Annotated in this window: 21 protein-coding genes; 8 read left to right on the forward strand and 13 right to left on the reverse strand. The window is 39.5% G+C overall.

The window, feature by feature from the left end:
• Positions 1-504 precede the first annotated feature (504 nt).
• The gene (locus HX129_RS15455; RefSeq protein ID WP_286435201.1) at positions 505-1857 is read left to right on the forward strand and encodes an MFS transporter; all 1353 of its coding nucleotides are present in this window, start codon (positions 505-507) and stop codon (positions 1855-1857) included.
• 56 nt (positions 1858-1913) lie between these two features.
• Here HX129_RS15455 and HX129_RS15460 read toward each other — a convergent pair whose 3' ends face one another.
• The 6 genes from HX129_RS15460 to ribF form a co-directional block, all read right to left on the reverse strand.
• Positions 1914-2414: a lytic transglycosylase domain-containing protein gene (locus HX129_RS15460; protein ID WP_130075246.1), complete on the reverse strand. Its 501-nt coding sequence runs from the start codon at positions 2412-2414 to the stop codon at positions 1914-1916.
• A gap of 416 nt (positions 2415-2830) precedes the next feature.
• A complete protein-coding gene (locus tag HX129_RS15465) occupies positions 2831-3373 on the reverse strand; it encodes an NADPH-dependent FMN reductase (protein WP_180047363.1) in 543 nt (180 codons plus the stop codon).
• Between the two features lie 130 nt (positions 3374-3503).
• The gene (locus HX129_RS15470; protein ID WP_130075244.1) at positions 3504-3989 is read right to left on the reverse strand and encodes an FKBP-type peptidyl-prolyl cis-trans isomerase; all 486 of its coding nucleotides are present in this window, start codon (positions 3987-3989) and stop codon (positions 3504-3506) included.
• The gene (gene lspA, locus HX129_RS15475) at positions 3986-4522 is read right to left on the reverse strand and encodes a signal peptidase II (RefSeq protein ID WP_130075243.1); all 537 of its coding nucleotides are present in this window, start codon (positions 4520-4522) and stop codon (positions 3986-3988) included. Before lspA ends, HX129_RS15470 begins: the two co-directional genes overlap by 4 nt.
• Entirely contained in the window at positions 4515-7358 is a 2844-nt protein-coding gene (ileS, locus tag HX129_RS15480; RefSeq protein WP_286435200.1) for an isoleucine--tRNA ligase, read from the reverse strand. The genes lspA and ileS overlap by 8 nt, the downstream gene beginning before the upstream one ends.
• A gap of 63 nt (positions 7359-7421) precedes the next feature.
• Complete coding sequence (gene ribF, locus HX129_RS15485; RefSeq protein WP_286435198.1) at positions 7422-8423, reverse strand: riboflavin biosynthesis protein RibF; 1002 nt, start codon at positions 8421-8423, stop codon at positions 7422-7424.
• A 207-nt stretch (positions 8424-8630) separates the two neighbouring features.
• Here ribF and HX129_RS15490 point away from each other — a divergent pair, with 207 nt between their 5' ends.
• Positions 8631-9767, forward strand: coding sequence for a TDT family transporter (locus tag HX129_RS15490; protein WP_286435197.1), 1137 nt, complete (start codon positions 8631-8633; stop codon positions 9765-9767).
• Between the two features lie 210 nt (positions 9768-9977).
• Positions 9978-10628 carry a hypothetical protein gene (locus tag HX129_RS15495; RefSeq protein ID WP_286435196.1) on the forward strand — a complete coding sequence of 217 codons (651 nt, stop codon included), beginning with the start codon at positions 9978-9980 and terminating at the stop codon, positions 10626-10628.
• Between the two features lie 207 nt (positions 10629-10835).
• Here the strand turns inward: HX129_RS15495 and HX129_RS15500 are convergent, their stop codons facing one another.
• From HX129_RS15500 to HX129_RS15510, 3 genes are all read right to left on the reverse strand, one after another.
• Complete coding sequence (locus HX129_RS15500) at positions 10836-12140, reverse strand: solute carrier family 23 protein (RefSeq protein WP_174494036.1); 1305 nt, start codon at positions 12138-12140, stop codon at positions 10836-10838.
• 324 nt (positions 12141-12464) lie between these two features.
• Positions 12465-15155, reverse strand: a complete 2691-nt coding sequence (ppc, locus tag HX129_RS15505) for a phosphoenolpyruvate carboxylase (RefSeq protein ID WP_286435195.1) — start codon at positions 15153-15155, stop codon at positions 12465-12467.
• Positions 15156-15321: 166 nt separating this feature from the next.
• Entirely contained in the window at positions 15322-15942 is a 621-nt protein-coding gene (locus HX129_RS15510; protein ID WP_174494034.1) for a TetR/AcrR family transcriptional regulator, read from the reverse strand.
• 207 nt (positions 15943-16149) lie between these two features.
• On the opposite strand from HX129_RS15510, the gene HX129_RS15515 reads away from it, so the two are divergent.
• The 5 genes from HX129_RS15515 to HX129_RS15535 all read left to right on the forward strand — a co-directional run bounded on the left by HX129_RS15515 (position 16150) and on the right by HX129_RS15535 (position 22781).
• The gene (locus HX129_RS15515) at positions 16150-17250 is read left to right on the forward strand and encodes an efflux RND transporter periplasmic adaptor subunit (RefSeq protein ID WP_286436330.1); all 1101 of its coding nucleotides are present in this window, start codon (positions 16150-16152) and stop codon (positions 17248-17250) included.
• Between the two features lie 2 nt (positions 17251-17252).
• Entirely contained in the window at positions 17253-20399 is a 3147-nt protein-coding gene (locus HX129_RS15520; RefSeq protein ID WP_286435193.1) for an efflux RND transporter permease subunit, read from the forward strand.
• A 137-nt stretch (positions 20400-20536) separates the two neighbouring features.
• Positions 20537-20914 (forward strand): hypothetical protein, encoded by a 378-nt coding sequence (locus HX129_RS15525; protein WP_286435192.1) that lies wholly within the window; start codon positions 20537-20539, stop codon positions 20912-20914.
• Positions 20915-21005: 91 nt separating this feature from the next.
• Positions 21006-22121, forward strand: coding sequence for a molecular chaperone DnaJ (dnaJ, locus tag HX129_RS15530; RefSeq protein ID WP_130075233.1), 1116 nt, complete (start codon positions 21006-21008; stop codon positions 22119-22121).
• A gap of 96 nt (positions 22122-22217) precedes the next feature.
• Positions 22218-22781 (forward strand): 5'-methylthioadenosine/S-adenosylhomocysteine nucleosidase family protein, encoded by a 564-nt coding sequence (locus HX129_RS15535; RefSeq protein ID WP_130075232.1) that lies wholly within the window; start codon positions 22218-22220, stop codon positions 22779-22781.
• Positions 22782-22851: 70 nt separating this feature from the next.
• Here the strand turns inward: HX129_RS15535 and HX129_RS15540 are convergent, their stop codons facing one another.
• From HX129_RS15540 to ssuD, 4 genes are all read right to left on the reverse strand, one after another.
• A complete protein-coding gene (locus HX129_RS15540) occupies positions 22852-23463 on the reverse strand; it encodes a TetR/AcrR family transcriptional regulator (RefSeq protein ID WP_174494030.1) in 612 nt (203 codons plus the stop codon).
• A gap of 331 nt (positions 23464-23794) precedes the next feature.
• Positions 23795-24589: an ATP-binding cassette domain-containing protein gene (locus HX129_RS15545; RefSeq protein WP_286436331.1), complete on the reverse strand. Its 795-nt coding sequence runs from the start codon at positions 24587-24589 to the stop codon at positions 23795-23797.
• Between the two features lie 11 nt (positions 24590-24600).
• Positions 24601-25410 carry an aliphatic sulfonate ABC transporter permease SsuC gene (ssuC, locus tag HX129_RS15550; RefSeq protein ID WP_286435190.1) on the reverse strand — a complete coding sequence of 270 codons (810 nt, stop codon included), beginning with the start codon at positions 25408-25410 and terminating at the stop codon, positions 24601-24603.
• Positions 25407-26582 carry an FMNH2-dependent alkanesulfonate monooxygenase gene (gene ssuD, locus HX129_RS15555; protein ID WP_286435189.1) on the reverse strand — a complete coding sequence of 392 codons (1176 nt, stop codon included), beginning with the start codon at positions 26580-26582 and terminating at the stop codon, positions 25407-25409. The genes ssuC and ssuD overlap by 4 nt, the downstream gene beginning before the upstream one ends.

A 26582-nucleotide genomic window follows, 5' to 3' on the forward strand; every position in this document is an offset into this window, starting at 1 on the left:
TTAGCGCTGATGGTAGTGTGGGATTACCCATGTGAGAGTAAGTCATCGCCAGCTTTTAAATTTAAACACCCCCAACCTTATGGTTGGGGGTGTTTTTTATGGCGGGTGGGAAAATAGTATTTATAAATAAGGAATAATTGGGAAATTTTTACACCATTATTGTGATAAGTTCAAATAAATAAGACATAGTATTTGTCACATTAGACTAAAGATTAATCAATTATTTCTCTGTTGTTATGTTTGCAAGCTAACTAAAGTCTAATATCTGTAGTGTTTTTAATTAAGTTTTTGTTTATTCAGGATTTAATTTTTTTCTTTGTTACACTTTTTATATAATTTATCCATTTTATTGATCTTTTGTGTCAGCTGTAGGTGGCATTTTATACCAAAAAATAATTTTTATACTGAGAAGGTATAATTTTATGCTTATAAGGTTTTAGACAAAAAATGAACAGCCATTCATTGTAGTTTGAAATATAAGTCTCACAATTGGAGGTGAGTAAAATGACAGCGCAAACAATGAATGTAAATGCTGTAGTGGACCATGCGAAGTTTAAATCATTCCATGTCAATATTATTCTTTGGTGTTTATTTATCGTCTTATTTGATGGTTATGATTTAGCAATCAATGGCGTAGTTTTGCCATTATTGATGAAAGAGTGGGGGATGACTGCTGTACAAGCAGGTATGCTCGCCAGTACTGCATTGGCAGGCATGATGTTTGGTGCGATGTCCTTTGGTATGCTTGCAGATAAAATTGGTCGTAAAAAAGTCATTTTAATCTGTGTTTCTTTATTTAGTTTTTTTACTTTTTTGGGTGGCTTTGCTTCAAATCCAACTGAATTTGCAATTTTACGTTTTATTGCAGGTCTAGGAATTGGGGGCGTTTTACCTAATCTTGTTGCTTTAACAGCAGAATATGCACCACAACGCTTAAAAAGTACTTTAGTAACCACAATGTTTAGTGGTTATGCTGTTGGCGGTATTATGGCAGCATTATGTGGTACATGGTTTGCAGCTGATTTTGGTTGGCAAATCATGTTTTATATCGCAGGAATCCCACTATTATTTGTTCCATTCTTTTGGAAGTTTTTACCTGAGTCTTTAACCTTTTTGGTAAAAGCACAGAAAATGGATGAAGCACGTTATTTTTTAAAGAAAATAGAACCTACGGCGCAAGTGTCATCTGAAACTCAATTAGTTTTATCATCAGATGATCAAACACAAACAGCTTCAGTCAAAGCATTATTTTCTGAAAATCGTGCAGTCGGGACATTATTATTTTGGATTGCATTTTTCATGTGTTTATTAATGCTTTATGCATTGGGAAGTTGGTTACCAAAATTAATGATGGCAGCAGGCTATTCATTAGGTAGTAGTTTAATGTTCTTAATGGCACTGAATATTGGTGCTGTGATTGGTACGATTGGTGGTGGTGTTTTAGCAGATCGTTTTAACTTTAAACCTGTATTAATTGGTATGCTCATAGTAGGTGTTTGCTCACTGGTCGGACTAGGCTTTAACTCACCACAACCAGTGATTTATTTATTGGTTAGTTTGGCAGGTGCATCTTCGATTGGTTGTAGTATCTTACTTTATAGCTATGTTGCACACTTTTATCCTGTTGCAGTACGTTCTACAGGAATTGGTTGGGCTTCTGCAATTGGACGTACAGGTGCGATTGTAGGGCCGATTTTGATTGGTTATTTATTAGGGTTAGAGCTGCCTCATAAATGGAATTTTATTGCGGTAGCGATTCCCGGTATTATTGGTGCGATCGCAATCTCATGTATTCGAATTAAAAAAGCTGAGAGTAAAATAGAAGTGAAAGCAAACGCTGCAATTTCTGCAAACTAAGCAAGATAGAATGATAAAAAAACCTTGGTTTGTGCCAAGGTTTTTTTATCAAAGCGTTATAAGGCATCTTTTAAAAGATGTTGGTGTTGTTTCACTTCTCGTGCATATTTTTTACCTTGGCGTTTCATTTTCCAACTAGATTGATAGCCTGTAGGCCCAACATTATAATATGCTAATGCTTTTTTCCAGCTCCCTGCAGATTGGTTATATTTGGCTAAAATATAAGTACCACATTGGATATTGATCTGCTCATTAAATAAGTCACCTTGACAAGTTTGTTGCCAATAACGTGGAATCACTTGGGTAAGTCCAACAGCACCTGCAGGTGAAACAATATCACTTCGATAACTTGATTCTTGGCGAATCATTGCAGCGATCAATACGGGATCTACTTCATATTGTTCAGCATTTTGTATAATTATTGGTGCAATGCGTGCAGCAGTATTAGGTTCTACTGAATATGCTTTTTGAATGCCTTGTGCTAATTTAGCTGAGCGTTTTTCAATAGAACCTCCACCTAGCGTAGAGCAACCTGTAATCACAAGCGTAGTAGACAAAAGTGCCAAATTTATAAAATTTGAATGTACTTTTAAAAAGTGTTTATAGCATTTAGAAAAATAGGTAGAAATCAACAAAATATAACCAACACTCACAATCTTTAGGCAAAATCTTAAGTAGCGTTGTTCGGAGAGTCAAGGCTGAATGCTTTAACATTTGCAAAGGAATGTGAGTAGAATTTGAATAGAAAAAAGCCCAATCATCCTGATTGGGCTTTTTCGTATCGGTTACTTAGGTATAACTCCTGTCGTACCTCACATCCTGATGCTAAAACTTATGATTATTGTTTTTCGTTTTGGAAACTTCCTGTTCCCTATAACAATAGAATATAAAATTTTAAGATCACTGCATAGCTGCAAATGACCGCAGTGTATGTAAGCTTAAACTTACATTACTTTTGATCATCTTTAAAATTTTATATATTACTATACTGAATTAGTTTATTGATCACTGATGCAACGGCTTTGTTATCAAATTCGTTACCTTCAAAATGCTCAGTTTTGTTACGATTGAAAATATCTCGCAGCTGAATGACGGCATTTGAGTCGATCATATCGAGGGCAGTGCACACTTGTTTGAGTTGCTCGACCGATGAAGTACCATTGTTACCACCATAACTGACAATACCAAAAGGTTTGCTTTTCCATTCTTTGCCAAGGTAATCAATGGCATTTTTAAGCACTGCACTGTAGCCGTGATTGTATTCTGGTGAAATAAAAATAAAAGCATCCGCTTGGGCAATATGATCTGCCCATTCTTGTTGTCGAGGTTGGTCGTAAATACCTGAGGCTGGAGGATGTGCACCGGCAAAAAGAGGTAAGTTCCATTCTTTCAAATCAACTATGCGTGTATTTAATGTATGAAAGTCGAGTTGGTTAATTTCTTTAGATAACCATTCTGCAACTTTAATGGCAGTACGTCCTTGACGAATGCTGCCCACAATAATAAATATATTCATGTATTTCCTGCGTTTATCGTATTGTGGTTTTAAATTAGTCTGAAAAATTTATTTTTGATAGTCATAAATTGTATTTATTGAGTTTTATATGTAAAAAAAGCTCCCGAAAGAGCTTTTTATATTTTGATGCTTACATCAATTTCACACCTTGTTGACCTGCAGGTGTGACCTTGAAAATTTCTACTTCAAAAGTAATGTTTTTCCCTGCTAAAGGATGGTTAAAATCGACTTCGGTAATATCTTCACCAACTGTTTTAACTACACCAAATAGGCTTTGTTTAGCTTTGTCTTCAAACTCGATCATGTGACCTTCAACAGGACGTTGTTCAAACTTCACGGTATCGAATTTTTGTACATTTTCAGGGTTCCAAGGACCGAAAGCATCTTCAGGAAGAAGGCTAACCGTACGACGGTCACCTGCACGTAGACCAAATAATGCTTTTTCAAAACCCGGTAATAAACTACCATCGCCCATCACTAGACTGACAGGTTGTTCACGGCTACGGGTATTGTCAATTTCCACACCATTTTCAATGGCAACAGAAAAATGCAGCTCTACTTTCGAGCCATCCGCAATGCGGGTTTCTTCATTGGGATTAATAATTTCTTCAGTCATTTTGCGCTTTCCGCATTTTGAATACGTTTCTTTTCTAAAAAGAAGGTATCAATTAACAATAAAATAGTGCCCAAAGTAATGGCGCTGTCTGCTAGATTAAAAATTGGGAAATGGCTATTGTTATAATATACATGTATAAAATCGACAACATAACCTAATGAAACTCGGTCAATTAGATTGCCAACCGCCCCACCTAAAATGAGAGCAATAGCCGCAGGCAGGATGATCATTTTTTTGGGCATACGCATCAGCCAAAAAATAAAGATAATCGAAACAACGCCTGCTAAGCCTGTAAAGAAATATTTTTGCCATCCACCAGCATCGGACAAGAAACTAAAGGCTGCGCCATAGTTATGTGCCAATGTCCAATTTAAAAAGGGCAGTACAGGATTTTGTTCACCATATTTTAAATGGCTAACTGCAATCCATTTGGTCCATTGATCCAATACAATGGCAAGGACTGAAAGTCCAAGCCAAAGTAAATTGTGAGGATAAAACTGCAATAAGCCCTTTTTATTTTGTGGATTAGGCATATTTTCTCTCTTCGCCTTGACCTGTAGGAAGGTTAATAATACAACGAGAACAAAGACCTGGATGTTCGTGGTGTGTATTTACATCAGGAAGCACATGCCAGCAACGCGCACATTTTTCACCTTCAGCCGCAGACACTTTAACACGTAGACCTTCTAGATCCGTGACTTCACCTTGTGTTTCATCAAATGTATGAACAATCACTTGAGAGGTGATCAAGACAAAACGAAGCTCATCACCCAATTGGTCTAAAACATTTTTGAGTTCTGCATTTGCCCAAAGTTCAACTTTTGCTGATAAGTTTGAACCAATCAGTTTGGCATTACGTGCCGCTTCAATTTGCTTGTTCACCGCAGATTTTACAGTGATTAATGTTTGCCAATCTGCTTCTGAAATCAAGTTTGCAGTTGATGCAACTGGAATGTCATACCATTCAGCTGTAAAGACATATTTTTCAGACTGTTCAGGAATCAGCGGCCAAGCCTCTTGTGCTGTAAAACTCAAGATAGGTGACATCCAACGTACGAATGCTTGTACCAAGTGATACAAAGCAGTTTGCGCAGAATGACGTGCTGCTGAATCCGCTTTAGTCGTATATTGACGGTCTTTGATGATGTCTAAATAGAAACCACCCAAGTCATTAATACAGAAGTTAGTCAAAGCATTGGTGACGATATGGAAGTTCATATCTTCATAAGCTTGTTGAATGGTTTTTTGTACATCTGCGGCACGTTGTAAGATGTATTGATCAAGCGCGATCAATTGATCGATAGGCAGTGCATCAGTTGAAGGTTTGAAACCATTCAAGTTCGCCAACAAGAAACGTAAAGTATTACGGATACGACGATAACCATCAGACGCACGACTGAAGATCTCTTTACCTGCTGTCATTTCATAACGGTAGTCGGCAGATGCAATCCAGAAACGTAAACCATCTGCACCCATATCTTTAATGATGTCTTGAGGGGTAATGATATTCCCAATTGACTTCGACATCTTACGACCTTTCTCATCCACGACAAAACCGTGAGTAAGCAAGCCTTTATATGGCGCACGTTTGTTGATGGCAATTGAGGTCAACAATGAAGATTGGAACCAACCACGATGTTGGTCTGAACCTTCAAGATACAAGTCAGCAGGGTCTTGTAGTTCTTCACGTTGGCGAAGCACTGCATAATGGGTTGTACCAGAGTCGAACCAAACATCCAAAGTGTCACGAACTGCATTGTATTGCTCTGCATCTGCACCGATAAACTCAGACGCATCACGGTTGTACCAACCATCAATGCCTTCTTTTTCGATCAGTTTCGCAACTTCTTCAATGAGTTCAGGTGTGCGAGGGTGTAATTCGTTGGTGTCTTTATGTACGAAGAATGGAATTGGCACACCCCATGTACGTTGACGTGAGATACACCAGTCTGGACGACCTTCGATCATGGATTGGATACGGTTTTTACCCCAATCAGGGACAAAGCCAATGTCATTTTCAATGGCATTTAAGGCATCTTGACGTAAGCCTTTATTGTCCATGCTGATGAACCATTGTGGTGTAGCACGGAAAATAATTGGAGTTTTATGACGCCAGCAATGTGGATAGCTATGTACGATTGGTACATGTGCCCAAAGCTTGCCTGCTTCGGTTAAAGCAGCAATGATTTGCGGATTGGCTTTATAAATGTGCTCACCTGCAAAAATCGGTGCAGTAGGTAAGTACACCCCATTACCGCCAACAGGATTGTCCACTTTTAGATTGTACTGTAAGCCAACTTTATAATCGTCCACACCATGACCAGGTGCAGTATGTACAGCACCCGTACCACTGGTTGCAATGACGTGTTCACCTAAGATCACAGGAACTTGACGTTCTGTAATTAAAGGATGTTGTAATTTTAAACCTTCAAGTTTTGCACCAACAAAGTCAGCCAATACTTTCGGGTCTTCGAGTTTATAACGTTCACATGCAGACTCAACCAAATCTTTCGCCAAGATTAAGTTTTGTGTACCACGCTCAGATTGTACTTCAACCAATTGATATTCAATTTCAGCATGTAGCGCAACAGCTTGGTTAGCAGGTAGCGTCCAAGGCGTGGTTGTCCAGATTACGATATCTGTAGGATTTGCAACAGTCACACCGATTTTTGCTGAAAGATCAGCAAGGTCAACCACGCCAAAACCAACATCAATCGCGTCAGATTTTTTATCTTTATAGTCAACTTCAGCTTCAGCAAGTGAAGAACCACAATCCAGACACCAATTGACTGGTTTAAGACCCGGTTCAATATGACCCGCTTTGGCAATTTCACCCAATGAACGTACGATGTCGGCTTCTTGTTTGAAGTTCATCGTTAAGTAAGGATTATCCCAATCGCCAAACACACCCATACGCACGAAATCTTTTTTCTGAAGTTCGATCTGGGTATATGCATATTCACGGCAGGCTTTACGGAAAGTTGGAGCATCAACTTTTTGACCTACTTTACCGACTTTTTCTTCAACTTTGAGTTCGATCGGCAGACCGTGACAGTCCCAACCAGGTACATAAGGCGCATCAAAACCGTCCATGACACGGCTTTTAATGATGATGTCTTTGAGAACTTTGTTTACAGCATGTCCTAAATGGATTTGACCATTGGCATATGGAGGTCCGTCATGAAGCACATATTTTTTCTTGCCAATACGCGATGCACGAATCTGCTGATAAATGTTGTCGGCATACCACTCTTCCAACCATTTCGCTTCACGTACTGCGAGATTTGCTTTCATTGCAAATTCAGTACCTGGTAGATTCAGCGTAGATTTATAATCCACAGCATTTTCAGGAGTTTGCTTATCGCTCATGCAAGTTGTCATCCAATATTATCAGCCTGATTGCTGACGCGTTTTACAATAAAAAATTTGGGTTTAGAACGGAAAATGGGGTGTATTTTTGCGAAATTCAAGTAATCGCTCAACATCATCGTCAATTCCTGCCTGAAGTGCTTCAAGCGAAGGATAATTTAACTCGCCATGTAAATAGTCGAGAAAAGTCACCCGCATTAACAAGCCATACAGATTAGCAGAAACATCAGGGAAATGTACTTCTAATCGCCATTCAGGATGATCCTGTTTGATGGCTGGGCGAGTACCGACATGACCCGCACCATATAAGGCATTCGTTTGGTAGCCTAAAATGCCTGTTTTATCTGGATTTTCATTTTTGACTTTTTCAGTTAAAGATGTGGTTTCACATACCACTTCAACCCCATAAATACCATTTAAACATGGTCGATGGCGCCCCATACGAACATTGATGGTCGGGAAATTGATGGTACGTCCAATCTGGTCGCCATATTGAACTCGTCCAATCATGCTATAAGGACGTCCCAATAATTTGGCCGCCAAAGCCAAATCGCCCGCTTGCAGCACCTGACGAATACGCGTTGAACTGACACGCTCACCATCAAATTCGATAGTGGTCAGATTGGTGACATCAAAACCATATTTTTTTAAAAATTCGCTGTTGCCCTGACGGTCTTTACCAAAGTGAAAGTCATCACCCAAAATCAGGCTTTGTGCATTGAGTTTATCTTTTAAAACATCAGCAAAATTTTCAGCGCTCAGACTACGGAATGCATTATCAAATTTCGCAATCGCAATGTAGTCCACACCCAATTCAGTCAAATATTCTACTTTTTCTCTGAGTGAGGTGATGCGTGGTGGTGCATCATAAGCTTTAAAAAATTCCAATGGTTGTGGCTCAAAAATCATCACCAATGTTTTCAGATTTTTGGCTTGAGCAACGTCTTGAAGCTGAGAAACCATGGCTTGATGTCCCAAATGGACACCATCAAAATTGCCAATCGTCACTGCGGTTTGGGGCAATTGTAAATTCGGTGCTAAGGCATTTAGACGTAACAGCTGCATGATTTCAAAATAAACTTAAAATTTGAAAGGATATATATTGCCATATTCTCACAGTTTCGTCTTTGTTGTTGTGTTTTTATCCAGAAATTTTTAATGTGAATATACATTTATATCAATAAAATTGATTTATTTTATAGAAACAAATCAATTTTATTTATTAATAAGGCCTTTTATAATCAATTTATCTGCTGAAATGAGGAAAAAGCCATGAAAAAGCCATTTTATCAACTGAAACAAAGCCGTGATGTGATTCGGCAGTTTACCCCGAACTGGTTCACCATGACCATGGGCACAGGTGTGGTGGCATTGATTTTACCCGAATTTCCATTTGCACAAGAGATTTTATGGCAAGGGGCAACAGCATTATGGCAATTCAACGCGTTTGTATTCATCGTATTTAGCTTAGTTTATGCATTACGTTGGTTGATTTATCCTCAGGAAGCAAAGCAGATTTTTTCCCACCCAAGCATGGCATTGTTTTTAGGTGCGATTCCGATGGGTTTAGCGACAGTACTCAATGGCTTTTTAAAATATGGCGTTGCATTGTATGGTGATGTCGCGATTCAGATCGCACAAGTCCTGTGGTTCGTGGATGCGATTTTAGCAGTGGGCATCGGGGTATTGGTTCCATTTTGTATGTTCTATAAGCAAGAGCATCAGTTACATAGCATGACTGCAATGTGGTTACTGCCAATCGTGGCGTGTGAAGTCACAGCAACTTCTGGTGGTTTATTGTTGGCGCATTTGGCAGCAGGGCAACAGGCAGTCGGTATTTTATTTGCAAGTTATATACTATGGGGTATGTCTGTATTGCCTGCTTTTGCAATCTTGACCATTTTAATGTTACGTCTGGCATTGCATAAACTGCCTGGCAAAGAATTGGCAATCAGTGGTTGGCTGGCTTTGGGACCGATTGGTACAGGGGCATTGGCATTGTTGGTTTTAGGTGCTCAAGCACCACAAGTCTTGGCTTATATTCAGTTAGAACAATTGAGTGTGTTCTTTAAAAATGCAGGCATCGTAGCGAGTTTTATCCTGCTTGGCTTTGGGGTGTGGTGGTTTGCCATAGCCGTGTTGACTACATTGAAACATGCAGCCACAGACTTACCGTTTAACCTCGGTTGGTGGGGACTGACATTTCCATTGGGTGTATTTACTTTGGCGGTATTAAATCTAGGGCATCAGTTGCATGTGAGTTTTATTGTGAATACAGGTTTGGCATTTGCAGCAATTTTGATGATGCTTTGGGTCATGGTGATGGCGAAAACTTTAAAAGGCATGTACCAAGGTCATTTATTCTTTTCTCCTTGCTTAAAGGCGTTATTAGACAGCCAACAACGTTAATGTTTCAACGATAGAAATAAAAAGCCCTTAACCGAGTTGAGTTAAGGGCTTTTTATTTCTATACATGGAGACAAGAGCATGAGATGAAAATAATCATTAGATGTTAGTTAATCTTTTCACTTCAGAGAGATCAAAAAAATATAATAGTTAATGCTATCATAGTGTTAAATTATACTAACTAATTGAATAATGAAGAAAATAAGGAATGATATGAAACCTCTAAAATTATTTGGATTAGCATTATCAATTATTTCTGCTAATTGTGTAGCAGATCAAAATATACAAACTAACATGAATTCACCTGATGATAGGCTTCTAGGTATCAAAATAGATGCTTCTAAGATAGATCAACTAACACCTGAAAAATTATTAATAGAATTAAATAGGAATGAAAAAATACAACTTAATAAAAATGATATGGATATAACTGTTTTTAAGGACAGTAAAGATGGAATTAATAAAATTAAAGCATTAATTGGATTTGATCTGTATTTTAAAAATGATCTTCGATCTAACCATAATTATTTATATGCACAATGTCCTATTACAGAGACAAAAAGTGTTGATGAGAGACCAACTACCTTTACACAAATTACGAATGGTAAACCATCTATTTTCACTGCTTACCCATCAAAAACTCTATCTAAAAAAGTTATTGATCGTGGTTTTTATTCCTTTAGCTTTGAACCCGATGTAAAGAATCCAATAGAAGTTAAGCCTAATACTATTCCAATTGAAAAAGAGTTGATTGCCTTAGATATTAGTATCTTATGTTCAATTATTGGCATTGGTGTGAATGAAAATTTATTAAAGCAGCAAGGTAAAGAGTTTTATATTAAACAGTTTGCAAAATATGAATGATTGAACATATTACATATTAGAACACTATTAATTTTTCAACGATAGAAATAAAAAGCCCTTAACCGAGTTGAGTTAAGGGGATTAAGAATCACCCTAAACTTTGATCAATATATTTTTTATGCTCGATATATGTTGCTTAGTATTGGTGAAAATATAAAAAGCAGCTTCTCAGCTGCTCTTAAAATATAAATTTATGCTTTTATTATTTTATTCAGATGGATCTTTTAGACTAAAGAACCAGTTTAAAATCAATGCTGCAAATGTTGCAGTACCAATTCCGCCTAAGTTAAAGTCACCAAACTGAAGGGCAAAATCACCAGTACCTAAAATAATGGTGACTGCTGCGACCATCAAGTTTTTATTTTTGGAAAAATCAACTTTATTTTCGATCCAAATTTTCGCACCTGCAATGGTAATTAAACCAAAAACCACAATCGAAGCACCTGTTAAAATTGCAGTCGGAATGGTGTGAATCACCGCACCAAACTTAGGTGAAAAACCTAAGAAAATAGCAAATACACCTGCGATGACAAAGACAATAGTCGAGTAAACTCGAGTGACTGCCATAACACCAATGTTTTCACCATAGGTGGTCATCCCCGGTGCGCCAACACCACCAGACAGTGTCGTTGCGATCCCATCTGCGACAAACGCTTTACCAATATGCGGATCAAGATTTTCACCTGTCATGGCACTAACCGCTTTGATATGACCTAAGTTTTCAGCCACTAAAATCAAAGCAATCGGAGCAATGATGAGCATAGCATTGACATCAAAAACAGGTGAATGAAAGCTTGGGATACCAAACCAAGCAGCCTCTTGGATGGGCGCAAAGTTAATCGGTGTACCATTGCCCATGACATTGGCAACGATAAAATAGATCAAATACGCTGACAATAAACCGACTAAAAGCAATAAGCGTTGTAATAAACCTTTGGTGAATACGGCAATTGAGCCCATGCACAGGACAGTGACCAATGCCATCCACATATTAAAGTTATTACCAGCAACACCTTTGACTGTGACAGGAGCAAGGTTTAGACCAATAATCATGACGACGGCGCCTGTAACGACAGGAGGCATAAGTTTTTCGATCCATTTCGTGCCTGTTGCCATGACAATAAAACCGAAAATAGCATATAAAATACCACATGCCATAATCCCGCCTGCTGCATGGGCAATGTTCACATTCGGCGCACCTGTACCTGATGCGGCATAACCTGTTGCTGCAATGACGACACCAATAAAGGCAAAGCTAGATCCTAAATAACTTGGAACTCGACCACCGGTGATGATAAAGAACAAGATCGTACAAATCCCTGACATTAAAATCGCAAGATTGGGATCGAAGCCCATTAAAAAGGGTGCGAGTACGGTTGCGCCAAACATCGCGAAAGCATGTTGGATGCCGAGAACAACACTTTGAGCAGGAGGGAGATATTCATTCGTTCCGACAGGTCGTGCATCGATACTGCCATGATAAGGACGCCATTTGGGAAACCAATTGGACATAAATTGAGCGCTCAAAAAACAAATTGCGCCCATCATACTCTTTCTGCTATTGAGTTTTAATCATTTTAGTCAAACTAAAGGGTTGCATTTATTAGGAATTATTGGTGACTTATACCATTTGGTAAAATTTTTTTAAAATCTAAATAAACAAAATCAAAGTATTAAAAATATATAAAATTAAAAAAATGCAGAATTAAATATTAATTTATGGATGAATTTTTTTATTTTTAATGAAGCGGCAAGAGACAAATTTATCTAAAAATAAAAATTTTGCCAAAAAGGGAGAGCATCTATTGTGCTCTCCTGTTTTGAGATGTCTGCTTTTTAGCCTGTGTTACGCAATCCAGCCGCAATTCCTGCAATACTCACCATCAGGGCATGATCTACAGGAGTATGTTCGGCTTGTTTTTCAACCAAATAGGCACGACGGCGTTTCATCAATTCCGCTTGTAGTAAATGCAAAGGCAATAGATACGGCTTACGTACTTTCATCGCTTGATCTAGAACATCATTTGAGCTTAAAAGTTGCGATTCACCTTTCATTGCCAACAATGTTTGTACTGCATCATGTAAGCGTTGACGTAATTCAGCCCCCAATACTTTGAGGTCTTCGTCATCGGTTAAATGTGATTCATAGTACAGTGCAATATTAGAATCCGCTTTTGACAAAACCATTTCGAGCATATCGATTAAGGTTTGGAAATATGGCCATTCTGCAAGCATTTCATCCAACAGATTTTTTTGTCCTTGATGAATCACTTGGTTAATTGCGGCACCTGTACCGAGCCATGCAGGCAGCATCAAACGGATTTGTGTCCATGCAAAGACCCATGGAATCGCACGCAATGACTCAATTCCCCCACTGACTTTACGTTTTGCAGGACGTGAACCGAGCGGCAGCATTTGTAATTCGAGTTCAGGTGTTACGGTGCGTAAGTATTTTACAAAGTGTGGGTTTTCACGTACCGTTTGACGATAGACCTGTACGGATAAATCCGTCATGGTGTGCATCAAATCACGCCATTCCTGTTTAGGTTCAGGTGGTGGTAGTAAGGTTGCTTCAAGTGTAGCAGCGGTATAAATTTCTAGATTTTGTAAGGCAATCTCTTCCAAACCAAATTTAAAGCGAATCATTTCGCCTTGTTCAGTGACGCGAATCGCACCTGAAATTGACCCTGGTGGTTGTGAGAATAATGCTTGTTGCGTTGGTGCACCACCACGACTGATTGAACCGCCACGACCATGGAACAGCGTCAATTGTACGCCGTGTTGTTTTGCCACAGCAGTTAACTCTTCTTGGGCACGATACTGTGCCCAGTTTGCTGACATGAAGCCTGCATCTTTAGCCGAGTCTGAGTAACCAATCATGACTTCGTGTTTGCCTTGAATATGCTGTTTATACCAATGCATATTGAACAAGGTGTTCATGGTATTTGCGGCACTGTCCAAATCTTTTAAAGTTTCAAATAACGGCACCACACGTAATGGATGCTCAATACCTGCTTCTTTTTGCAAGAGTAAAACAGCTAAAACATCACTTGGATATTCCGCCATAGAAATGATGTAAGCACCTAAACTTTCTTTGGGCTGTTCTGCCAACGTGCGCATTGTGGCAAACACTTCTTGTACATCAGGATGTTCAATCAGGCTATTGGCAGGTTCATTTAAATGCTTTGGCAAGAGTGGACGTTTGCTTTGTAACTCTTGAATGAGGAAATTTTGACGTGCTTGTTCTGTCCACGTTTCAAAATTGCCAAGTCCTAAATATTCGGTAATTGCTGAAATCGCTTGGCGATGACGACCTGATTCCTGACGAATATCGAGTTTGAGCAATTCAATACCGAAACAATTCACCCGATAAATAAAGTCGAGCAATTTGCCATTGGCAATTTCAGGTAAATTACTGTCAATCAATGAACGATAGCAGAGCAGCAGTGGTTGTAAGAGTTCATCTTTATGGCGAATGATCAGACTGCGGTCTACATCGGAATGTTGTCCTTGCAGCTTACTTGCTAACCATTGACGAGTAGCCTTTAAGCGGGTACGAGTTGCACGTAAATATTCACGATATGGTTCAGGATGTTCACTGCCTAAGGCTTGTTTGAGTTCATCTGAACATGCCGCGATGGACAGCTCCCAACGTAAGTCTTCAATATCACGTACATATAAGTCTGTCGCTTTCCAACGAGATAGCCACAAAACTTCTTGGGTGATGTTGTGGGTCACGTTTGGATTACCATCACGGTCACCCCCCATCCATGATGCAAAACGAATTGGCGAAATGTCTAAAGGTAAAGCTTTGTCGCAATTTTCCTGTACTAGGTCATCTAATTCACGGATGAATTTTGGCACAGCATTCCACAGGGTTTGCTCAATGGTGGTAAAGCCCCATTTTGCTTCATCTACAGGGGTTGGGCGGTGCTGACGAATTTCATCTGTTTGCCATGCGGAACAGATCAATTGTTTTAAATCTGCTAAAACCTCTGCACGTTGTTTAGGCGTAAGTTTTTGTTGGTCAAATTTGGATAGACAGTTATTAATACCATCATACTTTTGAATCAAGGTGCGGCGACTGACTTCAGTTGGATGTGCTGTAAGCACTAATTCGATGCTCAGTTCACAGACTTGTTGGTAAAGTTGAGTGGTCGTGATGTTCTTATTTTTAAATTGTTCAAAGAGCGGAACGAGTACGTTTGGAGAAGGTTCATTTTCATCAAACTCACTTTGGCGACGACTACGCACGACATGATATTGCTCAGCAATGTTTGAAAAATTCAAAAAATGTGAAAATGCACGAGTCAGGGGCAAAATCTCATCATCTTTTAAGTGAAGAAATAATTGTTCGAGTTGTTTTTCTGCTTCAACTTGACCATCACGTGCACCTTTGGCTAAGGCACGAATTTGCTCAATTTGATTAAACAAATCTTGTCCCGCTTGTTCCTTTAGGGTTTCACCTAAAAGATTCCCGAGTAAACGTACATCCTCACGCAGTGGAGCATTAATTTGTTGAATCATTGCTATTCTCCAATTCTTATCCTGATGACTATAACTTGCTATGCTGACATTCCAAGTAGACCCCTACAAAAGTAGAAAAGCAGTCGGCGATTTCAACAGCGATTTATATCCTTAAAAACAGTATGCCCTAAAAAAAACAGAAGTATTATTTAGAAATTCAATACATTCACATCGGGTTATAGCGTAAAAGGAATAAATCTATACTCTCTTGAATGATGAGATGTTTTTCTTGAGCATCGGGTATAGGGCGAATACCAAGTAAAACTTCATGATGACGTACTCCTAATAATAACGACAGAATCAGATTAGTCTGTTTTTCGATTTCATCAGGGCGAATAAACTTAAAGGTTGTGGCTTGTTGTAAAAACTCTTGCCAAACGTTCCACATACGTTGGTGTGAAGCATTATAAAATTTTAGAGCAAGTGGATTTTTTTGTGCAGCAAGTTCGAGCAGTAAATGATCAAGTTTAATGGCTTCAGGCAAATAAATGATATTCATTGCCAATTCACAGGCTTGATAAAAGCAAGTTTTAAAATCGCTATGTGCATTTAAACCTAATGGTCGAGCGTTAATGGATTCTTCACAAGTTTCCTCAATGGCACAGGTAAATAAATTTTCTTTGTCTTGAAAATGGTTATAGACCGTCAGTTTAGTCACACCTGCCGCTTTAGCAATTTGATTCATACTTGAGCCATGGTAACCATGTAATAAAAACAAAGCTTTGGCTGCTTCTAAAATCTGCTTTCGTTTTTCTAAGTCTTTTGGACGACCAACATGTGTGTGCACTAAATTTTCCAAAAAAAGTCAATTAGGTCATTTACTTTTGCATTCAAAAATAATTAATGTACCTTGCGGTATATTAATTAAAAATTGAAAATTTTCAAAAGGAATTGAATCATGATCAGTATGTGATTGATCACAAGATCGATAAAACATTCATTTACTTGATGTCTATTCTGCCCGAAAAAAAACGTTTCAATAAGAGCATTGCGTATGAGTATTTTTAAAGCAAGTATTATTAGCATGATGGTGATGTGTAGTGTGGTTTTAGCGGGGTGTCAAAAACCAGCGCCAGAAGCGGAAGAAATTCCTTTTGTGATGGTTGCACAGCCTATGACCTCGCATGAAGACCAAAAAAGTTATGCAGGTGATGTACAAGCTCGCCAAAGCACAGCATTGGCATTTCGTGTGGGGGGACAGATTACAGAACGTTATGTCGATGTTGGAGATCGGGTTAAAGTCGGGCAGATTCTGGCAAAACTTGATATTAAAGATGCTCAACTACAGCTCAACTCAGCCAAAGCGCAACTCGAAAATGCACAATCCTCAGTGAAAACTGCAGGTGATGAATTTAAACGTTTTCAACAATTGCTGCCGAGTAATGCAGTGAGCCGTTCACAATATGATGCGGTGAAAAATCAGTATGAGGCTGCGTTATCGACATTGAAACAAGCACAAGCCAATTATGAAGTGACGGCAAACCAAACGCGTTATAACCAATTGCTTGCCAATAAAAATGGGGTCATTACTGAGCGTAATATTGAAGTTGGACAAGTACTGGCCGCAGGACAAACTGCTTATCAATTGGCAATTGATGGTGAGCGTGATGTTGTTATTGGTGTACCTGAACAAGCCATTACACAGATCAAAGTTGGGCAAGATGCATGGGTGACATTGTGGTCAAAACCTCAAGATAAATTTGCTGCTTATGTCCGTGAAATTTCACCTGCGGCAGACCAATCGCGTACTTTTAGTGTCAAAGTAGCATTAAGAGAAGGGCAGTCTGTCATTCAGCTTGGGCAAAGTGCACGCGTCTTCTTTAATCAAAATGTGGATCAAGTCCTGAGCGTGCCGTTATCTAGTGTTTCGGCAAATAATGATCAGCCTTATGTTTGGGTGGTGAATAGCGATCAAACGATTCGTAAAGTACCTGTGCGCTTAGGCGCTTATGGACGTGACAGTGTACCTATTCTCGCAGGCTTAACTGTAAATGATTGGGTGGTGATCGGTGGTGTGCATTTACTGAGAGAAAAACAAAAAATTAAAGCGGTCGATCGTGAAAATCGTGTTGTTAGCCTGAATAAAGGAGTGTGATGATGAATGCATTTCAATCCTTTAACTTGTCTGAATGGGCGCTGAGAAATAAAGGTTTAGTCCTTTATTTTATGATTTTGCTCGGTATAGTCGGTATATTTTCTTATTCTAAACTTTCTCAAAGTGAAGACCCACCATTTACCTTTAAAGTGATGGTTGTACAGACCTATTGGCCGGGGGCAACGGCAGAAGAAGTGTCATTGCAAGTGACAGATCGTATTGAAAAACAGCTGATGAGTACAGGATTGTATGATCGGATCGCAGCATATTCACGCCCGGGTGAATCATTGGTTACATTTGTTGCCAAAGACTCGTTGAAATCTAGTGAGATTCCTGATGTGTGGTATCAAGTTCGTAAGAAAGTCGGTGACATTCAGCATCAATTGCCTAGTGGGGTGCAAGGTCCGTTTTTTAATGACGAATTTGGCGATACTTTCGGTAATATTTACGTTTTAACAGGCAAAGATTTTGACTATGCCACTTTGAAAGAATACGCAGACCGTTTACAGCTTCAGTTACAACGGGTGAAAGACGTGGGTAAAGTTGAGCTTGTGGGCTTACAAGACCAAAAAATTTGGATTGAACTGTCAAATACCAAAGCTACTCAACTGGGTATCCCTGTTACCGCCATTCAAGACGCATTACAAAAACAAAATAGCATGGCGAGTGCAGGTTTTTTTGAAACTGGTTCAGACCGTATTCAAGTCCGTGTAGGCGGTGCTTTAAAATCAGTTGATGATTTAAAACAAATGCCATTATTGGTGGGAGATAAAACCATTCAATTGGGCGATGTGGCTGAGGTTTATCGTGGTTTTAGCGAACCTGCACAGCCTCGTATGCGCTTTAATAGTGAAAATGGCATTGGGATCTCAGTGTCTATGCGCAAAGGGGGTGACATCATTGCCTTAGGCAAAAATTTAGAGACAGAATTTACCCATCTACAAAAAACCTTGCCGCTTGGGATGCAGTTGCAAAAAGTATCCGATCAACCTGTGGCGGTACAACGTAGTATTCATGAGTTTATTCAGGTTTTAGCAGAAGCCGTTATTATCGTGTTATTGGTGAGTTTTTTCTCACTGGGTTTCCGTACAGGTTTGGTGGTGGCTTTTTCCATTCCATTGGTTCTTGCAATGACTTTTGCAGGGATGAATTTATTCGATGTCGGATTGCATAAAATTTCTTTGGGGGCGTTGATTCTTGCCTTAGGTCTTTTGGTGGATGATGCCATTATTGCGGTTGAAATGATGGCAATTAAAATGGAACAAGGCTATAGCCGTATGAAAGCCGCGGGTTATGCATGGACAAGTACCGCTTTCCCGATGCTGACAGGGACTTTGATCACTGCCGCAGGTTTTTTGCCTATTGCAACAGCAGCGTCAAGTACAGGTGAATATACGCGTTCGATTTTCCAAGTGGTGACCATTGCATTGATTGTGTCATGGATTGCAGCTGTCGTTTTTGTCCCATATTTAGGCAACAAACTTTTACCTGATTTTAATCAAACAGTACAAAAAGCGCCATGGTATCAACGTTTATGGGCACGTCTACGCAAGCAACCTGAACCGCAGGCTATCGTGCATCATAGTAATGAACACTATGACCCTTACCAAACCAAGTTTTACCAACGTTTTAGAGCATTGGTCAATGCGTGTGTGATGTATCGTAAAACGGTTATTGTGGTCACGATGGCTATTTTTGCTTTGTCTGTTGTGATGTTTAAGTTTGTGCCGCAGCAGTTTTTCCCACCGTCAAATCGTGCTGAAATTTTGGTTGATTTAAAATTAGAAGAAGGGGCATCTTTGGCTGCGACTGAACAAGCGGTGAAAAAGGTTGAAGCATTTTTAGCAAAACAAAAGGGCATTGATAATTATGTGGCCTATGTCGGAACAGGTTCACCACGTTTTTATTTACCGCTTGATCAGCAGTTACCGCAAGCAAGTTTTGCACAGTTTGTCGTTTTGGCATCATCTTTAGATGACCGTGATGAAATTCGTCAATCCTTAGACACCCAAATTCGTCAACTGTTACCACAAGTACGTACTCGCGTGGCATTATTGGAAAATGGTCCACCTGTCGGTTATCCAATTCAATATCGTGTATCGGGTGAAGATTTAAATACCGTACGTCAGCTTGCACACAAAGTTTCAGGCATCGTAGGACAAAACACCAACACCACCAACGTGCATTTAGATTGGGGTGAGCCAAGTAAAATCATTTCATTGCAAATTGACCAAGACCGTGCACGTCAAATGGGCGTGAGCAGTGTAGATATTGCCAATTTTTTAAATAGTTCAATTTCAGGGGCAATGATTCATCAATATCGTGAAAAACGTGAGTTGATTGATATTCGCTTGCGTGGTGATCAGGCAGAACGCATCGAAGTGGGTTCACTTGCAAATTTAGCTATACCGACAACCCAAGGGGGGGCAGTGCCGTTATCGCAAATTGCCAATATTCACTATAAATTTGAGGATGGTTTGATTTGGCATCGCAATCGTTTACCGACGATTACGGTGCGTGCAGATATTCGGACCCATTTACAACCTGCCACTGTGGTGGGCGAGTTGTCTGAACAGATGGATCAACTGCGTACTGAATTGCCAAATGGTTATTTAGTTGAAGTGGGCGGAACAGTTGAAGAATCCGCTAAAGGACAAAGCTCAGTCAATGCAGGTATGCCGTTATTTCTTGCGGTTGTGTTTACCTTATTGATGATTCAGCTGAAGAGTATTTCACGTTCATTCATCGTATTTTTAACTGCGCCATTGGGTTTAATTGGCGTTGTGTTATTCTTGCTCTTGTTAAATAAGCCGTTTGGTTTTGTCGCCATGCTTGGCACGATTGCGTTATCGGGCATGATCATGCGTAACTCACTAATTTTGATTGATCAAATCGAGCAAGATATTTCATCTGGGCAGGACCCATGGAATGCTATTTTAGATGCTACAGTGCGGCGGTTTAGACCGATTATTCTAACAGCGCTCGCTGCGGTCTTGGCAATGATTCCATTATCGCGCAGTATTTTCTTTGGCCCTATGGCTGTCGCGATTATGGGCGGTTTGATCATTGCGACACTTTTAACATTATTTTTTCTACCCGCGCTTTATGCTGCATGGTTCAAAGTACAAAAATATGCAAAATCTGCCTAGAAATTTATGAAATTTAGGTGCGAACTTTTGAAAAATTCAATATAGTAGCACCTAAAATTTTTCTAGTAAGTCGTATTAGATGTTTCCACACAAAATATGTAAAATGATGTGATGGATTGAGGTATAAAAAATCACCTATGGGGCAAGACAATCTCAAACAGCATCGTCGCTATATGACGATCTCTTACGTCTTTATGTTTCTCGCATTATTCACAATAATTAGCGCCGTTATTTCGTATTTTCTTGCACGTAAAGTTGCTGTAGCTGAAAACCCAGAGGTTTGGATTCAAGCCCAAGCTTTATGGGTCATGCGAAGTATCATTATTTTTCTTCTTTTAGCTGCTTTTGCTGCTTTGTGGTTCATTCCTCTGATTTTCTTTTATTGGGATTCGATGCTTTGGGTTAAAGCATGTACTGTGATTGGGGTGATTTTTAGTGCAATTTCATGGCTATACTTACTCAACGCATGGTTGAAAGGTTTCAATAAATATCTAAAAAGTAAAGCTGTATTCTAAATTTTTTATGAATGAACTTGTAAAAGTGGAGCAGTGTCCCCATTTTACTTGGCAGTGAAGATTGATCAAATTTTGTGGAGCATCGCCAATCATGGCTAAACGTGATTATTATGAGGTTTTAAGCGTTTCTAAAACCGCTAGTGATGATGAAATTAAAAAAGCCTACCGTAAGATGGCGATGAAATATCATCCAGACCGTAATCCAGACAACGCTGAAGCTGAAGAAAAGTTTAAAGAATGCGCTGAAGCTTATGAAGTTTTATCCGACAGCGAAAAACGTAGCATGTACGACCGCATGGGGCATCAAGCCTTTGAAGGCGGTATGGGCGGCGGTGGTTTCGGCGGTGGCGGATTCAGCGCAGAAGATATTTTCAGCCAGTTCGGCGATATTTTCGGTGGTGCTTTTGGTGGCGGTGGTCGTCAGCAACAGCGTGCACGCCGTGGGTCTGACTTACGCTATGTGATGGAACTGACTTTGGAAGAAGCTGTAAAAGGGGTGAAAAAAACCGTTACCTTTACAGCACCTGCACCATGTGATGTATGTGATGGTAAAGGGTCTAAAAATCCAAATGATGTTGAAACGTGTAAAACCTGTCATGGTGCGGGTCAAGTGCGTATGCAACAAGGTTTCTTCTCTGTTCAGCAAACCTGTAGTACATGTCGTGGACAAGGGAAAATCATTAAAAACCCATGTAATACCTGTCATGGTTCAGGGGTAAAAGATCGTCAACAAACGCTTGAAGTGACGATTCCTGCAGGTGTAGATAATGGTGATCGTGTACGTTTGACAGGTAAAGGCGAAGCCATTCGTGATGGTCAAGCCGGTGATTTGTACGTTGAAGTGGTTGTGCGTGAGCATGAAATTTTCCAACGTGATGGCGCTGACTTATATATGGATGTGCCTGTAACGATTGCAGATGCAGCTTTGGGTAAAGAAATCGAGATTCCGACTTTAGAAGGTCGTGTGAGCTTGAAAATACCTGAAGGTACACAAACTGGTAAAATGTTCCGTTTACGTGGTAAAGGTGTTAAACCTGTGCGTAGCAGTATGCAAGGTGATTTACTCTGCCGCATCGTGGTGGAAACGCCTGTTAACCTAACTGCACGACAACGTGAGTTATTGAAAGAATTACAAGCAACTATGGATGGTGATGACAATAAATCATCACCAAAGAAAAAATCATTCTTTGACCGTTTATTTGACTAAAATAGTGTTCAAAGTAAAAAAGCCAGCTTGATTTTAAGTTGGCTTTTTTATTTTCCCATTTTTATTTTATTAGATTTTGAGTATTGAAGTATTGTTATGAAACAAGATTTAGCCTTAGTGATGGCACTCGCAAGTGAGTCGAAAGGTTTATTCGAACAAGAGAATATCGCGGTACATTACAGTGGGATTGGTAAAGTGAATGCTGCATTTAAAGCATTTGAAATTATCCAAAACACTCAATGTAAAACTTTATTAAATTTAGGTACAGCAGGGAGCTCTGTATTTAATGCACATGAGTTGGTGGAAGTCACCACTTTTGTACAACGTGATATGGATGTATCACCTTTAGGTTTTGAGGTGGGTGTCACCCCTATGGATGAGCATTTTCCAAGTGCGATTCATTTAGAACCATACTTTAAGGATTTGGCCAAAGGTGTGTGTGGCACAGGGGATAATTTTGAAATCAGTTTACCGAAAGTATCGTGTAATTTAGTTGATATGGAAGGCTATGCCTTAGCCAAAGTCTGTAAAAAATTAGGTGTACGTTTAATTTCAGTAAAATATATTACCGATGGTGCTAACGACACAGCACATTTAGATTGGGAAGAAAATTTATTATTTGGTGCACAAAAGTTATTAGAATTATATAAAAGTATTTGAGCCCAAATAAAAAATTTGGCGACCATAGTGTTCTATGGTCGTATGCCATACAAGAATTTGCCTGTGCAAATTATCTTGGGATGACACCGTATAAAATCATATGAATCGTGTGTTGAATAGAGCGTTGGAACATCACTTTATTTTTTAAAGTTTTACCTGTCACCATCTCGATCTGGGTACTGAAATCAGCATAATTTTGAGTTAAACCCCAAATATTAATAATCAGTAGCTCAGGATCAATTTGATCGGAAATTTTACCTTGCTCTTGCCATGTCGCAATCACTTTTGCTTTACGTTTAAAAAGCTTTTTAAGTGGTCCTTTAAGGATCTGTAAAATATGGGGTGCACCTTGAATAATTTCTAAAGCGAATAATTTAGAAGCTTTAGGCTGTGTACGAGAAACCTCTATTTTAGTCGTTAAATAATGACTAAGCGCTTCAACAGGTTCTAAATCTGCTTCTAGCATTTGTAAAGGAGCAAGCCATTTTTGCATCACAGTCGTTAAGACTTCAACATATAGCGCTTCTTTATTTTCATAATAATAGAAAATATTGGATTTGTGCATTTCGGCAAGTTGGGCAATTTCCTCAAGACTTGCGCCATTGAATCCGTAAATAGAAAATACGTCTAAAGCAGCATTAAGCAACTGCTGTCGTTTCTGAGCACTCTTTTTTTGTTCCATCGCATTACTGAATTAAAAAAATAATCACTAAATTGTACGGTAAAATGTCTGATTTGTGCACAGGTCTAAGTGACTATTTTTAAATATTCTTCACATTTATTATGAAGTTTTATTATTTAATCCCAAAAAGGTATTTATTTAATTTATATGCACAAAAATAATGCATACAGTAGGAAATATGGAAGAAAATAAATCTTTTTTTTTAAGCTGATTTTAATTTTAAATAGAGAAAAATTTTTAGGTTGTTAAGAATTTTTAATCAATTTAATAAAACATGTTTTCTAATTTAAAAAATAATAACTTTAAGAGATTTAAAGTTATTATTATAAAATTAAGTCGACAATACCGCATTTAAAATTTGTTGTTCCAATTCTGCAAATTTAGCACCTTTTTGTCGTGGACGGGGAAGGTCTATTTTAAATTGCTGTGCAATATGACCTTGATCAAGCAAAATAATGCGATCTGCCAATTGGACAGCTTCACTGACATCATGGGTGACTAAGATTGTGGTAAAACCTTGTTCTAACCATAATTTTTCGATCAAATTCTGCATGTCCAAGCGTGTGAGTGCATCCAATGCACCTAAAGGTTCATCAAGCAATAAGACACGTGGCGTATGTGATAATGCGCGTGCGAGTGCCGTACGTTGGCGTTGTCCACCTGAAAGTTGAGATGGCCACAGTTTGGCTTTTTCTTTTAAGCCTACTTTTTCTAATAATTGTTCGGCTTTGTCATGCTGTGATTGAGCTAATCCGAGTTTGACATTATCAACAATACTTTTCCATGGTAAAAGGCGTGGGTCTTGGAACATGACACGAATATCATCTGAGGTAATGCCTTCACGAAAATTCTGCACAGATTTGAATTTGATCTCACCATAGCTGGGTTGTTCTAAATCGGCAATGAGACGTAAGAGGGTACTTTTACCACAACCACTACGTCCCACGATGGCAACGAATTCACCTGCTTCAATGTTGAGATCAAGGTCGTCTAGCACTTTGACGTCATCATAAAATTTATGCAATTGTTCGATGTGAATTTCTGCACCTGACTTGGTTGGTGTGCCTTGTGCATGGTCTGAAATATCGAAATGATTGACATATTGGCTGATGCTTAAATCGGTCATGAGCGTATTCCTTATTTTTGATAACCTGAATGCCAACGCAATAAATAGCGTTCTAATCCTTGTGCTAAGACATCGGCTAATTTTCCTAAAAGTGCGTAGAGTAAAATACCGACTAATACGATATCGGTTTGTAAAAACTCACGGGCATTCATGGTCATATAACCAATACCAGATTGTGCAGAAATGGTCTCAGCGACAATTAGCAGAACCCACACTAAACCTAATGCAAAACGTAAACCGACTAAAATAGAGGGCATCGCGCCAGGCAAAATAATGTCTTTATACAGTTGCCAACGTGTTAAGCCATAGCTTTTCCCCATTTCAATCAATTGAGGGTCGACCGAGCGAATACCATGATAGGTATTGATATAAATTGGGAAAAATACACCTACAGCCACTAAAAATAGTTTTGCTGATTCATCAATACCAAACCAAAGAATCACGAGTGGAATCAATGCGAGTGCAGGAATGTTACGGATCATTTGCAAAGTGGTATCCAGCAAATTTGATGCAATTTTGGATGAACCATTGAGCAGACCAAGCAATAAACCTAAACCGCCACCGACCAATAAGCCAAGTAGGGCACGACCTGCACTGACTTTGACATGTTGCCAAAGTTCACCACTGACCAATAGCGTCCAGAAGGCGCTCACCACAGCACTTGGCGCAGGAAGAACACGGCTTTCAAGCATTCCTGTTTTTGAAGCAATTTGCCATACAATGATCAGTAAAATGGGCACAATCCAAGGCAGCAATCGCTGCCAAAATTGTGGTGTTTCACGTGAAACTGTGGTGCTTTTATTTTTGAGCTGGGTCGTCATGCAAGCTCCTTTTCAGGTGCTTTTTGCTTGTTTTCCTCAGGTGTATAGTTGTTGGCAACGATTTCACCAAAAGGACCTGTTAAGTTGGGTTGAGTGAGCTTTTGACGTGTTTGCAAAGGCAACAATGGGAATACCAATTCTGCAAAACGAATCGATTCCTCTAAGTGTGGATAGCCTGAGAAAATAAAAGTACTAATACCCAAATCAGCATATTCTTGGATACGATCTGCCACTGTTTGTGGGTCACCAACCAATGCGGTACCTGCACCGCCACGGACTAAGCCCACACCTGCCCAAAGGTTAGGTGAAACTTCGAGTTTGGTACGATCGCCATTATGTAACTCAGCCATGCGGCGCTGACCGACAGAATCCATTTGTTGGAATTTTTTCTGTGCCGCAGCAATGGTGGCATCATCGACATATTGAATCAGCTCTTCTGCGGCTTGCCATGCTTGTTGATTGGTTTCACGCACAATCACATGCAAGCGAATACCGTAATTGAGTTGGCGACCTTTGGCTTCAGCACGTGCTCTGACCACGGCAATTTTTTCTTTGACTGCAGCTGGTGGTTCTCCCCATGTAAGATAGGTATCGACCTGATCTGCTGCAAGTTCAATGGCATCTTCAGAAGAACCGCCGAACCACAGTGGGGGATAGGGTGTTTGAATCGGTGGATAAAGCAATTTAGCATCATCGACATGGAGGCGTTCGCCGTGAAAACTAAAAGATTCTCCGGTATGTGAACGTTTTAAAATTTCACGCCAAATGGTGGTGTATTCTGCTGCAGTTTTATAGCGTGTGGCATGGTCTTCATATAAACCATCACCTTTGAGTTCTTCTTCATCACCACCTGTAACAAGGTTAAGCAAGACACGACCATTCGATAAGCGGTCAAAAGTTGCTGCCATACGTGCAGCCAATGCAGGCGTTGTGACCCCTGGACGTAATGCAACTAAGAATTTTAAATTTTTTGTTGCATCAATCAGGCTTGCGGCCGTGATCCATGGGTCTTCACAAGAACGTCCTGTTGGAATCAAGACCCCTTCATAGCCTAAGTTGTCTACGGCAACCGCAATCTGTTTCATATAAGCATGATCTACTTGGCGAGCGCCTTTGCTTGTACCTAAATAGCGACTATCACCATGTGTTGGAATAAACCAAAAAATTTTCAT

The sequence above is a fragment of the Acinetobacter sp. 251-1 genome (assembly GCF_030329305.1).
GTDB classification, from domain to species: domain Bacteria; phylum Pseudomonadota; class Gammaproteobacteria; order Pseudomonadales; family Moraxellaceae; genus Acinetobacter; species Acinetobacter piscicola_A.

Bases quoted from the DNA above. Each gene is read 5' to 3' on its own strand.
- HX129_RS15495 (WP_286435196.1), top strand. From the start codon at position 9,978: ATGAAACCTCTAAAATTATTTGGATTAGCATTATCAATTATTTCTGCT.
- HX129_RS15520 (WP_286435193.1), top strand. From the start codon at position 17,253: ATGAATGCATTTCAATCCTTTAACTTGTCTGAATGGGCGCTGAGAAAT.
- HX129_RS15540 (WP_174494030.1), bottom strand. From the start codon at position 23,463: ATGGAACAAAAAAAGAGTGCTCAGAAACGACAGCAGTTGCTTAATGCT.
- HX129_RS15515 (WP_286436330.1), top strand. From the start codon at position 16,150: ATGAGTATTTTTAAAGCAAGTATTATTAGCATGATGGTGATGTGTAGT.
- dnaJ (WP_130075233.1), top strand. From the start codon at position 21,006: ATGGCTAAACGTGATTATTATGAGGTTTTAAGCGTTTCTAAAACCGCT.
- HX129_RS15490 (WP_286435197.1), top strand. From the start codon at position 8,631: ATGAAAAAGCCATTTTATCAACTGAAACAAAGCCGTGATGTGATTCGG.
- HX129_RS15545 (WP_286436331.1), bottom strand. From the start codon at position 24,589: ATGACCGATTTAAGCATCAGCCAATATGTCAATCATTTCGATATTTCA.
- ileS (WP_286435200.1), bottom strand. From the start codon at position 7,358: ATGAGCGATAAGCAAACTCCTGAAAATGCTGTGGATTATAAATCTACG.
- HX129_RS15455 (WP_286435201.1), top strand. From the start codon at position 505: ATGACAGCGCAAACAATGAATGTAAATGCTGTAGTGGACCATGCGAAG.
- HX129_RS15465 (WP_180047363.1), bottom strand. From the start codon at position 3,373: ATGAATATATTTATTATTGTGGGCAGCATTCGTCAAGGACGTACTGCC.
- ribF (WP_286435198.1), bottom strand. From the start codon at position 8,423: ATGCAGCTGTTACGTCTAAATGCCTTAGCACCGAATTTACAATTGCCC.
- HX129_RS15535 (WP_130075232.1), top strand. From the start codon at position 22,218: ATGAAACAAGATTTAGCCTTAGTGATGGCACTCGCAAGTGAGTCGAAA.
- ppc (WP_286435195.1), bottom strand. From the start codon at position 15,155: ATGATTCAACAAATTAATGCTCCACTGCGTGAGGATGTACGTTTACTC.
- ssuC (WP_286435190.1), bottom strand. From the start codon at position 25,410: ATGACGACCCAGCTCAAAAATAAAAGCACCACAGTTTCACGTGAAACA.
- ssuD (WP_286435189.1), bottom strand. From the start codon at position 26,582: ATGAAAATTTTTTGGTTTATTCCAACACATGGTGATAGTCGCTATTTA.
- HX129_RS15470 (WP_130075244.1), bottom strand. From the start codon at position 3,989: ATGACTGAAGAAATTATTAATCCCAATGAAGAAACCCGCATTGCGGAT.
- lspA (WP_130075243.1), bottom strand. From the start codon at position 4,522: ATGCCTAATCCACAAAATAAAAAGGGCTTATTGCAGTTTTATCCTCAC.
- HX129_RS15525 (WP_286435192.1), top strand. From the start codon at position 20,537: ATGGGGCAAGACAATCTCAAACAGCATCGTCGCTATATGACGATCTCT.
- HX129_RS15500 (WP_174494036.1), bottom strand. From the start codon at position 12,140: ATGTCCAATTGGTTTCCCAAATGGCGTCCTTATCATGGCAGTATCGAT.